13 protein-coding genes are annotated in these 13,893 nt (G+C 73.3%); 2 read left to right on the top strand and 11 right to left on the bottom strand.

All coding sequences use genetic code 11. The features are described from left to right. Window positions 1-53: 53 nt before the first annotated feature. The gene (locus ACZ597_RS06085; RefSeq protein ID WP_471325597.1) at window positions 54-683 is read right to left on the bottom strand and encodes a DUF6879 family protein; all 630 of its coding nucleotides are present in this window, start codon (window positions 681-683) and stop codon (window positions 54-56) included. A 160-nt stretch (window positions 684-843) separates the two neighbouring features. After that, a complete protein-coding gene (locus tag ACZ597_RS06080) occupies window positions 844-2,127 on the bottom strand; it encodes an adenylosuccinate synthase (protein ID WP_471325594.1) in 1,284 nt (427 codons plus the stop codon). Between the two features lie 184 nt (window positions 2,128-2,311). On the opposite strand from ACZ597_RS06080, the gene ACZ597_RS06075 reads away from it, so the two are divergent. Continuing rightward, on the top strand, window positions 2,312-3,127 hold the full coding sequence (locus ACZ597_RS06075; RefSeq protein ID WP_471326763.1) for a diacylglycerol kinase: 816 nt from the start codon (window positions 2,312-2,314) through the stop codon (window positions 3,125-3,127). A gap of 133 nt (window positions 3,128-3,260) precedes the next feature. Here the strand turns inward: ACZ597_RS06075 and ACZ597_RS06070 are convergent, their stop codons facing one another. The 7 genes from ACZ597_RS06070 to ACZ597_RS06040 form a co-directional block, all read right to left on the bottom strand. Continuing rightward, entirely contained in the window at window positions 3,261-4,478 is a 1,218-nt protein-coding gene (locus ACZ597_RS06070; RefSeq protein ID WP_471325591.1) for a cytochrome P450, read from the bottom strand. A 9-nt stretch (window positions 4,479-4,487) separates the two neighbouring features. After that, window positions 4,488-5,147, bottom strand: a complete 660-nt coding sequence (locus ACZ597_RS06065; RefSeq protein ID WP_471325588.1) for a response regulator — start codon at window positions 5,145-5,147, stop codon at window positions 4,488-4,490. Next, complete coding sequence (locus ACZ597_RS06060) at window positions 5,144-6,472, bottom strand: sensor histidine kinase (protein WP_471325585.1); 1,329 nt, start codon at window positions 6,470-6,472, stop codon at window positions 5,144-5,146. Before ACZ597_RS06060 ends, ACZ597_RS06065 begins: the two co-directional genes overlap by 4 nt. 87 nt (window positions 6,473-6,559) lie before the next feature. Then, entirely contained in the window at window positions 6,560-7,231 is a 672-nt protein-coding gene (locus ACZ597_RS06055) for a response regulator (protein ID WP_471325582.1), read from the bottom strand. Further along, window positions 7,228-8,544 carry a histidine kinase gene (locus ACZ597_RS06050; protein WP_471325579.1) on the bottom strand — a complete coding sequence of 439 codons (1,317 nt, stop codon included), beginning with the start codon at window positions 8,542-8,544 and terminating at the stop codon, window positions 7,228-7,230. Before ACZ597_RS06050 ends, ACZ597_RS06055 begins: the two co-directional genes overlap by 4 nt. A gap of 10 nt (window positions 8,545-8,554) precedes the next feature. Further along, window positions 8,555-9,742: an acyltransferase family protein gene (locus ACZ597_RS06045; protein ID WP_471325573.1), complete on the bottom strand. Its 1,188-nt coding sequence runs from the start codon at window positions 9,740-9,742 to the stop codon at window positions 8,555-8,557. Next, window positions 9,735-10,664 (bottom strand): alpha/beta hydrolase, encoded by a 930-nt coding sequence (locus ACZ597_RS06040; protein WP_471325567.1) that lies wholly within the window; start codon window positions 10,662-10,664, stop codon window positions 9,735-9,737. The genes ACZ597_RS06045 and ACZ597_RS06040 overlap by 8 nt, the downstream gene beginning before the upstream one ends. Before the next feature lie 218 nt (window positions 10,665-10,882). On the opposite strand from ACZ597_RS06040, the gene ACZ597_RS06035 reads away from it, so the two are divergent. Further along, window positions 10,883-11,362, top strand: a complete 480-nt coding sequence (locus ACZ597_RS06035; RefSeq protein ID WP_471325564.1) for an HIT family protein — start codon at window positions 10,883-10,885, stop codon at window positions 11,360-11,362. Between the two features lie 28 nt (window positions 11,363-11,390). Here the strand turns inward: ACZ597_RS06035 and ACZ597_RS06030 are convergent, their stop codons facing one another. Both ACZ597_RS06030 and ACZ597_RS06025 read right to left on the bottom strand, forming a co-directional pair. Further along, window positions 11,391-12,038 carry a LysE family translocator gene (locus tag ACZ597_RS06030; RefSeq protein ID WP_471325561.1) on the bottom strand — a complete coding sequence of 216 codons (648 nt, stop codon included), beginning with the start codon at window positions 12,036-12,038 and terminating at the stop codon, window positions 11,391-11,393. Between the two features lie 94 nt (window positions 12,039-12,132). Further along, the gene (locus tag ACZ597_RS06025; RefSeq protein ID WP_471325558.1) at window positions 12,133-13,755 is read right to left on the bottom strand and encodes a serine/threonine-protein kinase; all 1,623 of its coding nucleotides are present in this window, start codon (window positions 13,753-13,755) and stop codon (window positions 12,133-12,135) included. Between the last annotated feature and the right edge of the window lie 138 nt (window positions 13,756-13,893).

Raw genomic sequence — 13,893 nt, 5'->3', positions numbered from 1 at the left:
ACAGCACTGACCCCCCGGAGAGCGCGGATGTGACAGGCGCGGGAAAGTTTTTTTCAGGCCGCCGGGGGCGGCGGCAGGTGCGCCACGGAGTGGGTGAAATAGGTCCGCAGGTCCTCGGCCATCGCGTAGGCCCGCTTCACGTACACCTCCCAGGGCCTGACGATCGCCGGGTCCTCGTAACGGCGGCTGCCCGTGTGGACGCCGGCGGGCGTGTGCAGGACCTCGTACAGGACGCGGCCGTCGAGGATCACGATCTCGGGCAGCGGGCCGCCGCCGCCGGCCTCGGCGAAGGAGAACTCCTCGGCGGACAGCACCCGCGTCTGGTGGCCCGCCTCGGCGCGCATGTGGAGCCAGTGCAGCTGCCACTGCACGTACGGGGACAGCGGCTCCTCCACCACCCGCAGCCTGCGGAAGGGGGAGCCGTTGCGGCTGTCGTCGTCGGCGGCCCGGCGCGCGGTGGTGCGCTCCGCCTCGATCAGCCGGAGCACCTCCCGCCAGTCGCCCCGGCGCAGCGCCTCCCGGGTCGGGTTGCCGGTCTCCTCGAAGTGCTGGCGCCGTTCCAGCCGCCAGGACTCGGCGTTGCGGACCGACGCGCGGCGTACCCGCAGCTCTTCGGCGTAGGCGTCGGCGTCGAGCGCCTCGCCTCGGATCGCCGGGAGCGCCGGCGCGCGGAGATCGTGCATCTGGAATCCCCAGCCTGGGTGAAGGTGTCCCGACTGTACCGAACGTGATCCACCGGACGCGGTACGTGTTCGCGCGGGTCTGCCGAAAACGCCGGAGGGGTGGGGAGCGCGGTGTGCTCCCCACCTCTCCGGGCGTCGTGTCAGGCCGGGGCCGTGGTGCCTAGAGGAACGAGTTGATCTCGATCGTCTCGGTGCGGCCGGGGCCGACGCCGATCGCGGAGATCGGGGCGCCCGACATCTCCTCCAGTGCCTTCACGTAGTTCTGCGCGTTCTTCGGCAGGTCGGCGAAGGTCTTGGCCTTGGTGATGTCCTCGGACCAGCCCGGGAGGGTTTCGTAGATCGGCTTCGCGTGGTGGAAGTCGGTCTGCGAGTAGGGCAGCTCCTCGACGCGCTTGCCGTCGATCTCGTACGCGACGCAGACCGGGATCTCCTCCCAGCCGGTCAGCACGTCCAGCTTGGTGAGGAAGAAGTCCGTCAGGCCGTTCACGCGGGTGGCGTAGCGGGCGATCGGGGCGTCGAACCAGCCGCAGCGGCGGTCGCGGCCGGTGGTCACGCCGCGCTCGCCGCCGATGCGGCGCAGCGCCTCGCCGTCCTCGTCGAACAGCTCGGTCGGGAACGGGCCCGCGCCGACGCGGGTCGTGTAGGCCTTGAGGATGCCGATGACGCGGCTGATCTTCGTCGGGCCCACTCCGGTGCCGGTGCAGGCGCCGCCCGCGGTCGGGTTCGAGGAGGTGACGAAGGGGTACGTGCCGTGGTCGACGTCGAGCAGGGTGCCCTGGCCGCCCTCGAAGAGCACGACCTTGTCGTCGTCCAGCGCGTTGTTGAGGATCAGGGTGGTGTCGGCGACGTAGCCCTTGATCTGGTCGGCGTACTGGAGCATCTCCTCGACGATCGCGGAGGCCTCGATCGCGCGGCGGTTGTACAGCTTCGCGAGGAGCTGGTTCTTGCCCTCCAGCGCCGCTTCGACCTTCTGGGTGAGGATCGACTCGTCGTAGAGGTCCTGGACGCGGATGCCGACGCGGTTGATCTTGTCCGCGTACGTCGGGCCGATGCCGCGGCCGGTGGTTCCGATCTTGCGCTTGCCGAGGAAACGCTCGCCGACCTTGTCGAGGGTGACGTTGTACGGCGTGATCAGGTGCGCGTTGCCGCTGATGAGCAGCTTGGAGGTGTCGATGCCGCGCTCGTTCAGACCGCGCAGCTCGGAGAGCAGGACGGCCGGGTCGACGACGACACCGTTGCCGATGACCGGGGTGCATCCGGGGGAGAGGATGCCGGAGGGGAGAAGGTGCAGCGCGTACTTCTGGTCGCCGACGACCACCGTGTGGCCGGCGTTGTTGCCACCCTGGTAGCGCACTACATAGTCAACGGATCCACCGAGCAGGTCGGTGGCCTTTCCCTTGCCCTCGTCACCCCACTGAGCTCCGAGCAGCACAAGAGCGGGCACAGGCGTACACCTCTTCCGGATGGGGCATGTCCAAGGTCAGGGGGCGTACGACGATGTACACCGCAGGCTGAGCCGTCGGACCGGTGCCCCGGAATAGACGAAGGCCCTGGCGCAATAGCGCAAGGGCCTCTTGCATAAAGATGCTACCCGAGGAAGGACCGAGGTGTCGGCTCCAGAGCCCGCCATGAGCCATGCGGGCGCGCCGGTAGGCGGCCTGCTCGTGCTCGTCGACCCGGTCGCCCGCCGTCTTGACGGCGAGTCCGTGCGAATCGCGAAGGATGTGTTGTCAGCGGGAGCCGCAGCGAAAATCTGCCTCCCGGATTCGCAGGAGGAATTTGCGCGGGCCCTCGCCCGCCGGGGTCATCGGCGGCCGGTGATCGTGGGTGACGACCGGGCGCTGGTGCGGGCCGTGGGGCTGCTGCACCGGGAGCGGGAGCCCGGAGAGCGGGTGGTCTCGCTGATCCCGGTGGGGACGCCGGGGTCGCTGGCGCTGGCCCGGTCGCTCGGGGTGCCGCTGTCGGCGGTGCTGGCGGCGAGGGCGGCGCTGGACGGGGTGGCACCGCCGCGGGACCTGCTGGTGGACGACGGCGGCGGGGTGGTGCTGGGGGGCCTGCGGATCAGCCCGCCGGTGCCGGCCGTGCTGCGGGGCGGCTACCGCTCGCTGCTGCGCACGCTGCTGCCGAGCCCGGCGGCGCCCGCAAGGCCGGTGCACGGGCTGCGGGTGGAGGCCGACGGGGTGGTGCTGGCCGACGGGGACCGCCCGGTGGAGGACGTGGCCGTACGGACGGCCGGGGGCGGAGCCGGACCGGCGGAGGTGGTGGTCCGGCTGTCGGGAGCGCCGCCGCTGAGGGGGTGTGCGGAGGCCGTCACGGTGTCCGGGGTGGTCGGGGCGTTCGGCGAGGACTTCCGCTACCGCGCGGACCACGCCCTGGCCGGGCCGGTGCGGCGGCGCACGTGGACGGTGCGGCGGGCGGCCTGGGCGCTGACGCTGCCGAGGTGAGGTGCGGCGGAGGTGCCCGGGGCGGGGCGGGACGGGCGGGTGGGGTGGGCGGGGCCGGTGCGCTCGCCCACCCAGCCGCAGAAGCCGTGGACCGGGATGATGGCGGGCATTTCGGGCCCGCCGCCGGACCGGTCTAGAACTCCACCAGCAGCTCCCGCAGGCCCCGGATCACATAGCCCTCCTGCCACCGCGGCTCCCGTACGAGCCGCATCGGCGGGCCTCCCGCGTCGAGCAGCGCGCCGAAGGAGGCCGCCAGTTCCAGGCGGGCCAGGGGCGCGCCCAGGCAGTAGTGGATCCCGGCTCCGAAGGTCAGGTGCGGATTGTCAGCTCGTCCGAGGTCCAGCACGTCCGGGTCCTCGAAGCGCGCGGGGTCCCGGTTCGCGGACCCGAAGAGCAGCGCCACCTCGGCCCCGCGCGGGATGACGGTGTCCCCGACCTCGATGTCGTCGAGAACCCAGCGCTCGAACATCTGGAGGGGCGTGTCGTAGCGCATCAGCTCATCCACAGCTGTGGACAACTTTTCCGGATCCGCCGGTCCGGGGCGCTCGCGCAGGGCGGCGAGCTGTCCGGGATTGCGGAACAGGGCCCACCAGCCGTTCACCGTGGTGTTCACGGTCGCCTCGTGCCCGGCGTTCAGCAGGAGGACGCAAGTCGAGATCATCTCCTGCTCGCTGAGCCGGCCCTCCTCATCGTGGGCGGCGATCAGCGCGGAGATCAAATCCGTGCCGGGCTCCTTGCGGCGCTCGGCGATCAGCTCCCGCAGGTACGCGCTGAACTCCACGCTCGCCGCCACCGCCCGCCGCACGGTCTCCGCGTCCGGCCGCAGCTCGAACATCCCGCAGATGTCCGCCGACCAGGGCCTCAGCAGACCCCGGTCGCCCTCCGGGACCCCCAGCAGCTCCGCGATCACCGCCACCGGCAGCGGTTCGGCGACGGCGGTGAGCAGGTCCCCGCCCCCGTCGGCCCGCAGCCCGTCCACCAGCTCCCGCGCCAGCCGCTCGACCGACGGCCCGAGCCGCTCCACCATGCGGGGGGTGAACGCCTTCGACACCAGCCGCCGCACCCGCGCGTGCGCGGGATCCTCGAGGTCCAGCAGGCCGTTCCCGTTGAGCACGTGGAACGGCTCGTGCTCCGGCGGAGGGGCCTCGCGCCCGAACTCCTCGTGGCTGAACCGGTGGAGGTACGTCCGCCCCAGCCGCCGGTCCCGCAGCAGAGCGCTCACATCGGCGTAGTGCGGCACCAGCCACTGGCCCGTCGCCGCGCACCACACCGCCCTCCCCTGCTCCCTCAACTCCCGGTAGGCGGGGTACGGATCGGCGACGAACGCGGCATCCCACGGATCAAAGCGCATCCCAGCACCCTAAGCAGGCGTCACCAGCCGTGTCTCGTAGGCGTACACCGCGGCCTGGGTCCGGTCCCGCAGGCCCAGCTTCACCAGGATCCGGCTCACGTGCGTCTTGATCGTGGACTCCGCGACCAGCAACCGGTCCGCGATCTCCCCGTTGGACAGGCCCTGCGCGATCAGCACCAGCACCTCCGTCTCCCGCTCCGTCAGCTCCGACACCCCCGAAGGGTCCGCAGCCCGCTGCACATCCGAAAGCTTCGAGAACTCCGAGATCAGCCGCTTCGTCACCGACGGGGCGAGAAGCGCCTCCCCGGCCGCCACCACCCGCACCCCCTCCGCCAGCTGCCGGGCGGAGGCGTCCTTCAACAGGAACCCGGACGCCCCCGCACGCAGCGCCTGGTACACGTACTCGTCGAGGTCGAAGGTCGTCAGGACCAGCACCTTCGCGTCCGTGTCCGCCGCCACGATCTGCCGCGTCGCCTCCAGGCCGTTCATCTCCGGCATCCGGATGTCCATCAGCACCACGTCCGGCCTCAGGGCCGCCACCTGAGCGATGGCCTGCCTGCCGTCGACCGCCTCTCCGACGACCTCGATGCCCTCCATCGCGTTCAGCAGGACGGAGAACCCCTCGCGGACCATCATCTGGTCGTCGACGATCAGCACCCGGATCGTCATGCCGGCTCCTCCTCGGCCTGCGGCCGGCTGCGCACCGGTATGAACACCGCCACCTCGTACCCGCCCGATCCGGTCTCCCCGGCCGTCATCTCCCCCTCCAGCATCGCCACCCGCTCCCGCATCCCGGTGATCCCGTGCCCGGCTCCCGGCGAGGGCGGGACGTCCCCGTCCGCCGGACCGTTGACCACCCGTATCCCCAGACCGCCCAGTACGTACGAGACCTCCACACCGGCCGCCGCCCCGGGGGCGTGCCGCAGGCTGTTGCTCAAGGCTTCCTGGATGATCCGGTACGCCGACAGCTCCACGCCCTGCGGCAGCTCGCGCACCGCACCCGTGACGGTCTTGTCCACGCTCAGGCCCGCCTCCCGCACATTGGCCAGCAGCCCGTCGAGGGAGGCCAGCGTCGGCTGCGGGGCCTCCGGGGCCTCGTAGTCCGCGGACCGCACCACACCCAGCACCCGCCGCAGCTCCGTCAGGGCCGCCACCGCGTTCTCCCGGATGGTGGCGAAGGCCGCCTCCAGCTCCGGCGGCGGATTCTTCACCCGGTACGGGGCCGCCTCCGCCTGGATCGCCACCACCGACATGTGGTGCGCGACCACGTCGTGCAGCTCGCGGGCGATGGTCGTCCGCTCCTCCAGCAGCGTCCGCCGGTCCCGCTCGACGGCCGTCACCTCCCGCTCGGCGATGACCTCCCGCCGGGCCTCCCTGCGCGTGTTGCGGACCGTCACCACCAGCAGGGCCACCGCCGAGAAGAAGGCCATCGGCGCGACGGCGGCGCCGTTCTCCCCGCCGACCAGGATCGGCAGGACCGTCCCGTACAGCAGGGTGATGACCCACATCCAGGCGGCGGCACGGGGCCGGAGCCGCATGGCCACGAAGGTCATCACGGCGAGGGTCGCCCCGAAGGTGCTCGGCGACCACGGCCAGGACAGGTTCCGGTCGGAGAACACCGACAGGGCGGTGGTCAGCGCCAGCACCACCCAGAACGCCCCCGCGGGACGCACCAGGGTCATCAGCACCGGAACCGCCGCGAGCAGCCCCAGCACCACGAACTGCACCGGCGGGCCGCCGTACTGGTTGTCGGCGCTCGCGAGCATGGTCACGAAGAACGCCGTCGCGACCACCACGGCATGCGGCAGATAGGCCGCCTTCGGCCGTATCCCCTCGGGGAGCCGGCGCACCAGCGGGCCGTCCGTCCGCATCAGCGGGAGTGGCCGGTAGGCGAAGGCATCGGTGATCAGCTCGTCGCGCAGGCTCTGGAGCAGGCCCGAAGCCATCCGCAGTTCGGGAGGCCGGGGGGTCGCCCCGGTGGTCGTCTCGGTCATGCCCAAACCGTAGGCCGGTGCCCCCCTCGACCGCGTCGCCGCCGAAGGGGATTTCACGGGGTCCACCTCAGGTACTACACGGGGCCCTCAGTAGCCCGCCGGACGGACCAGACCCGTCTCGTAGGCGAACACCGCGGCCTGGGTCCGGTCCCGCAGGCCCAGCTTCACCAGGATCCGTCCCACATGGGTCTTCACCGTCTGCTCGGCCACCACCAGGTGCGCCGCGATCTCCCCGTTCGACAGGCCCTGGGCGATCAGCGACAGCACTTCCGTCTCCCGCTCCGTCAGCTCCTCGATCCGGGCCCTGGACGGCGCACGCGGAGCGCCCAGCCGAGAGAACTCGGTGATCAGACGCTTCGTGATGTTCGGCGACAGCAGGGCCTCACCGGCCGCGACCACCCGCACGGCCTCCGCCAGCTGGTCCGCCGAAGCGTCCTTCAGGAGGAAGCCGGAAGCTCCCGCGCGCAGCGCCTCGTACACGTACTCGTCCAGGTCGAAGGTGGTCAGCACCAGCACCTTCACCGCCGAATCGGGTGTCCCCGTGATGACGGAGGTGGCCTCGATACCCCCCATCCCCGGCATGCGGATGTCCATCAGGACCACGTCCGGGGCGAGTTCTCCGGCCTTCGCCACCGCGTCGGCGCCGTCTATGGCCTGGCCGACCACCTCGATGTCGGGCTGGGCGTTCAACAGGACGGTGAAGCCCTGCCGGACCATCATCTGGTCGTCGGCGATCATCACCCTGATCGGAGTGCTCATGCGTCCTTCTTCTTGTCTGAGGATGAACCGCCGGGCGGATCCATGGGGAGCACGGCGCTCACCTCGTACCCGCCGTCAGGGCGCGGGCCGGCTGCCAGTTCGCCCCCCAGCATGCCTGCCCGCTCCCGCATGCCGAGCAGCCCGTGCCCCGCACCGGGCGAGGGCGGGGCCGGCCGGGTCGGCGCCGAGTTCGCCACGCACAGGTGCAGTTCGCGCGGGCCGTAGGCGATGCCGACCTCCACACGGGAACCGGGGGCGTGACGCAGGCAGTTGCTCAGCGCCTCCTGCACGATCCGGTAGGCGGTCAGCTCGACGCCCGGGGTCAGCGGCCGCCGCACGCCCGCGGTCTCCGTGGTGACGTCCAGCCCGGCCCCGCGCACGTTGTCCACGAGGACGTCCAGCTCGGCCAGGGTGGGCTGCGGGTGGTGCGGGTTCGCCGGATCGTCGGCGTGCTCGGAGCGCAGCACGCCGAGGACGCGCCGCAGTTCGGTGAGGGCTTCCAGGGCGTTCTGCCGGATGCCCGCGAGGTTCTCCTTCAGCTCCGGGGACGGGTTCTCCACCAGGTGCGGGGCCACCTGGGCCTGGATGGAGATCACCGACATGTGGTGGGCGACGACGTCGTGCAGCTCACGGGCGATCCGGCTGCGCTCCTCCAGCAGCGTCCGCCGCGCCCGCTCCTCCTCCGTCAGGGTCTCCTGGGCGACGAGCTGCCCGCGGGCCAGCCGCGTCGCCCGCAGGGCGTACCCGAGGAGGCCGGCGAAGCCGAAGACGAGGAGCGCGCCGACCGCGCTGCTCTGGCTGTGCTCCGGCTTGAAGAGCACTTCGGCGGCGCAGGTGCAGGCGACGGGGACGGCGACGACCGCGGCCGTCACCTTCGGCGGCACGCGCAGGGCCACCAGCAGCACCAAGGGGGCGAAGGCGAAGAGCCCGACGGGCGTCCACGGCCAGGTCTGGCCCCACCCCACGTGACCGTGGATCGCGGCGGCGATGAAGCCGTAGGTCACCAGGCCGAGCCACCAGGCGGCAACCGGCCGGAACATCGCGGCCACGACGGAGAAGCCGGTGAAGAGGCACAGCACGATGACGCTCGGATCGCGCACGTGGTAGTGGTCCTGGATCTGTGTGAACGTCAGGAAGCCGAAGAGGACCGCGACGTACACGACCAGGACGTGTGGCAGCCGGTTCAGCCAGCGCGGCCGCTTCATCGGGGGCAGCGGATCCCGCCCGAACGTGAACAGCTGCCGGGCCACACCGCGCGGTGCCGGGCCGTCCTGGGCGGGGCCCTCGGCCCGGGGTTCCTTCTGCTCGTTCACGCCGTCCACCCTAGGCATGGGACATCTCCGGTACGGATCCCGGTCGCCGGTCGCGGAGGGTCCCGGCGGCTTCCCGGGGCCGGGCGGCCTGTTCGTAGGTGTGGAACGCGGCCCAGCAGACGGCGAGGGCGGCCGCGAACACCGGTAGCCACAGCACCCGGACGGCTATCCAGCCCGCAGTACCGGGCTCGGTGTGCAGCCCGGGCAGGTCGGAGGAGACCAGCAGTCCCAGAGCGGTGACGGACATCATCGCCGTCTGGTGCCAGAGGAAGACCGTCATCGCGGACAGGTTCATCAGGGCCACCTTCGCCCAGGTCCGGGGCCGGCTCATGGCCCGCGCCAGCGGCCCGCGCGCCAGCAGCGCCAGCCCGCACTGGGCCAGCCCGAAGGCGACGGCGGCCAGCGTCGGCGGGTTCAGATTGGACACCGCCGCCCCCGGAACCCCCACCATCGACGCCGGGTACCCGCCCCACAGGACCAGCGCGGCGGCGCCGGCCGCGCCCCCGCCCAGCAGGAGCAGGGCCGGACGGCGCCGGGCGAACGCCCCCCGCGCCCAGGCGGCGCCCAGGGTGTAGGGGACGAGCCAGCCCGCGGCGACATTGACCCAGCCGATCCACTCGGGCCCGCCGAAGCCGAACCGCCACACGTCGACCACCGCCACCACGAGCGCGGGCCACAGCGGGCTCAGCCGGACCACCAGCGGGGTGGCGGCGGTCAGCGCGGCGAACACCAGCAGGAACCACAGCGGCGACCACACCAGCCGGAGCAGGGTCCGGACGGTGTCCGGCTCCGCGCCGCCCAGCAGCAGTCCGCCCGCCACGACGGCCCACAGCGCCAGCACCGCCGCCACCGGGCGGAACAGCCGTCCCAGCCGCAGCCGGACCCAGCTCCCGTACGCGACCCCGTGCGCCCGCGCCGACGTGTACCCCTGGGCCGCCACATGGCCGCCGACCAGGAAGAACACGGCCAGGGTCTGGAGCACCCAGGAGACCGGGGCCAGCCAGGGCATGTGGGCCAGCGGACTCACCCCGCGCAGACCGCCGTCGGTACTGGTCAGCGAGGTCACCAGCCAGTGCCCGAGCACCACTCCGAGGATCGCGAGGGCCCGCAGGGCGTCGACCGAGCGGTCCCGGTCCACCGGGGTCGCCCCGTCGACGCGGTCGGCGAGGGCCGACCAGCGGGCGTGCAGCCTACGCATGCGGGGCCTCCGCTCCGAGGACGATGCGGGCCAGGCTGCCGAGGGACTCGGTACCGGGCTTGAGGTAGTCGCTGTGCCCGGCGGAGCCGGCCGCGAAGGCGCGGGCGCCGAAGGCGGGATCCACGGGATCGGTACCGAACCCGACCCCGCCGAGCCGTACATGGGGAACACTGCCGATCCAGTCACCGGAGCCCCGGCCGGCCCACACCCGGGCGTCGGTCGGCAGGTCCCCCGAGGTGGCCGCTCCCGTGCCCGGGCTGCCGTACAGGGCCATGTCGGTCACCCCGGGGCCGGTCGCGGTCCGGCCGCAGACCACCGAGCCGTACGAGTGGCAGAGCAGGGAGATCCGGGCGCCGGCCGGGGTGAGCTTGCGCAACCCGGAGAGGAACGGGCCGAGTTCGGCCGCGGCCCGGTCGGCGCGGTCGGCGGTCAGGACGGTGGTGCTGACCGTGCCGGGGGTGTCGTAGCCGAGCCAGGCGACCACCGCGGAGCGGGGATGTGCCGCCTGGAGCCGCTGCTGGAGGGAGAGCGCCCCCTCCCGGAAGCGCCGGTAGGTGTCGAGGTTCGTGTCCGATCCCGGCACCAGGACCGCGATCCGGTCCGCGCCGCCGAGATCGCCGAACACCTCTACGGCGCGGCCCTGGCCGCGCCCGTCGAAGGCGAGGAACCGGGCTCCGGGCCCCGCCATCGTCCGCAGCTTCGCGGCCCGGCCGGCGTGGCCCGAATCCTCGGCCGTCCTGGCCGCCCCGGCGATGTCGGAGAGGGCGGCGGCGTACCGGCTGTCCAGAGTGGCGGACTCGGAGACGGCCGCCGGGGCCGGAGCCGGGATCCGCGGGGACGCGGCGGCGGACACGGGGAGCACGACGGCCGCGGCGACGAGGCCGGCCAGCAGAGTGCGGCGGAGGCGGCTGCCAGTGCTCATGTCGGGTTCCTCTTCCTGTCCTTCGGTCCGTCGGGCAGGCGCCCGCTCTGGTAACGAAGTTAGGAATCGGCACCGCTGGTCGGCGTCACGCTGCGGAGCGGGCTTCCGAAGTAGCTCTCAGGTATGACCACCGCTACCTGAGAGCCAGCCGGCAGTGCGTCCACGCCCGGCCGGACATCGGCAAACCGGCCCCCGCCACGGCCCGTTAGGGTCCGGGGATGAACGAGATCGACTGGCGACACGACCGCATCGGCAGCGCGCACCGGGGGCAGAACCCCACCGTCCTGCGCCGCCTCGACTCCGGATTCGCGGCCATCGGGGACCGGCAGTTCCTGCCCGGGTACTCGGTGCTGCTGACCGACGACCCCGCCGTGACCCGGCTCTCCGACCTGCCCCCGGCGCGCCGGATCGCGTACCTCACCGACCTGGAGCGGCTCGCCGAGGCCGTCGAGCGGGCCTGCGCGCGGCTCGACCCGGCCTTCCGCCGCGTGAACATCGAGATCCTCGGCAACACCGACCCGTACCTGCACGCCCACATCTGGCCCCGCTACGACTGGGAGCCCGAGGACCTCGTCCGGATGCCGGTCTGGCTCTACGAGGACGAGGAGTGCTGGCGCGGCGAACGCCACGCGCTCGCGCCGCGCCACGACGGGATACGGGCCGCCCTCACCGAGGAGCTCGACCGCCTCCTCGCGTAGCCGGGCGGCCCCGCCCCCTACCCGGGGGCTACGTCGCGGACGTGGCCACCCGCACTCCGAAGCCGATCAGGACGATGCCCGTCACCCGGTCCATCGTCCGGCGGACGCGCGGCCACGTGAAGAAGCGCCGGGCGCGCGACAGGACGTACACGTACGTGCTCAGCCAGGCCAGCGTCAGCAGTACGTGGACCAGTACGAGGAGGGCCATCCCCGCCGCCGGGCGCAGGCCCGGCGGCGCGAGGCTGGGCAGCAGGCCGGTGTAGAACACGGCGATCTTGGGGTTGAGGGCGTTGGCGACCAGTCCGGTGCGCCAGCCGCTGCCGCTGCCGCTGCTGCGGCCGGGCGCGGGGCGGCCGTCCGGATCGCCGGCGGCCGTGTCCAGGGCGGTCCCGGTGCCCGGGCGGCACAGGGCCTGCGCGCCGAGGAAACAGAGGTACGCCGCCCCCGCGAGCTTGACCAGGAAGTACACCCCGGCCGAGGCGGCGAGCAGCGCCGCGAGCCCGGCCACCGTCAGCGCGCCCCACAGCAGCAGCCCGACGGCGATCCCGCCGACGGTGCGCAGCCCGTCGGCCCGTCCCCGTGAGACGGCCCGCCGGGTCACGATGGCCATGTCGGGGCCGGGTACGAGGGTCAGCAGGGCCAGGACGCCGGTCGCCGCGGCGAGTTGCGTGAGCACACGGCTCAGTCTGCCACCGGGGGTTCGACGTAAACGGCTCTCCAGCGGGGCGCGGGGTCCTGTCCAGGGCTTGTCCAGTACTGCCGGGCGCCGACTACTCCCTGTAGTACGTGAGAGGGGGAGCGGACCCCCCGCTCAGCTCGCGGAGCAGGCTGCCGTCCGGTAGCAGCCGCAGCCGGCTCCAACCGCCCGGGGTGCAGGTGGGAGGGGCTCCGGAGGTGACGGTGGAGGCGTCGAGTTCCACCGGGTCGGGGGCGCTGCGCAGGGAGGCCCGCCAGGAGCAGGAGTAGCCCGGGTGCTCGACGCGCAGGGTCATGACGGAGTCGCCGACGGCTCCGGGCGTGAGGGTCAGGCGCCAGTCCGCGGAACCGGAGGAGGCCCGCCAGGTGCCGGCGTAGGACTGGGGGAGCCGGCCCGTCCGGGTTCCGCCCCCGGGGCTCCCGGCGGCGGAACCCGAAGCGGAGCCGGATCCGGAACCCGGTGCGGAGGGGCCCGTGAGGGAGGGGCCGGGGGCCGTGACCGGGGGCCGGGCCGCGGAGTCACCGCTCATCACCGCGTACACCGTGCCGCCCGCCGCTGCCGCGACGACGAAGGCAACCGCGACGAGCAACGCCGTCGACACGGTGCCCGGGCGGGCCGGGGGGACCGCGGGCGGCGGCGCGTACGCGTGGACGGGCACCGGGGGGCCGGCGGCGGCCGCGAGGGTGGCGGGGACGGTGCGCGGTGCGGGCGGTGCGGCCGGTGCGGGCGGCATCCGGGAGGGCGGGGTCGCCGGCCCGGGGGTGCCCGCGGGGCCGGAGTCCTCGCGGTCGAGGAGTTGCGCGGCCCGCCGGCCCAGCTGGGCCACGAGCGGTGCCGGGAGCCAGGGTTCCAGGGCCCGGCCGTCGGCCACCGTGTCGCCCGCCCCCACCCGGGCCAGGACGGCCCCCGGGTCCGGCCGGGCGGCGGGATCCTTGTGCAGGCAGTCCGCGACGAGCCCGCGCAGTTCGGCCGGTACGCCGCCCAGGTCGGGTTCGGCTTCGACGATGCGCAGCAGCAGCCCGGCGGTCCCGCCGGGGTGTTCCGCGTCGCCGAACGGCAGCCGCCCGGTGGCCGCGTAGGCGAGGACGGCGCCGAGGCAGAAGACGTCGCAGGCCGGGGTGACCGGTCCGCCGCGTACCTGCTCGGGGGCCATGAAGCCGGGGGAGCCGACCAGTTGCCCGGTCCGGGTCAGCCCGCCGTCGGGCTCCTCCAGGGGGCGGGCGATGCCGAAGTCGATGACGCGGGGGCCGTCGATGGTGAGCAGCACGTTGGAGGGCTTCAGGTCGCGGTGGATCAGGCCGGCGCGGTGGATGTCCTGGAGGGCGTACGCGAGTCCGGCCGCGAGGATCCGTACCGTGCGGGCGGGCAGCGGGCCGAAGTCGTGGGCGACGACCTGGCGCAGGCTCGGCCCGGCGACGTAGCCGGTGGCGAACCAGGGGGTCGCCGCCTCGGTGTCGGCGTCGAGGACGGGAGCGGTCCAGGCGCCGCCGACGCGCCGGGCGGCGTCGACCTCCTGGCGGAACCTGGAGCGGAACTCCTCGCGGAGGGCCAGGCCGGGGTGGACGAGCTTGACCGCGACGGCCCGGCCGCGGTCGGAGCGGGCCAGGTAGACCTGGCCCATGCCGCCGGCCCCCAGGCGGGACAGGAGCCGGTACGGGCCGACGTGGTGCGGGTCGGTGGGGTGGAGCTGCTCCATCGCCGGGTGGTCCCTTCCCCCTGGGCTGGCCGGACGGGGCGAGCGTAGTGCGGTGCGCTCCGCGGGGGGAGGGGACGGGGAGACCCCTGGCCCTGGCCGGGCGGATTCCGTGGGGCGGTCCGGCCTCGGCGCCTCCGC

This window comes from Streptomyces sp. NPDC040718, assembly GCF_055593565.1.
This window is presented reverse-complemented; position numbering and strand designations above follow the sequence as displayed.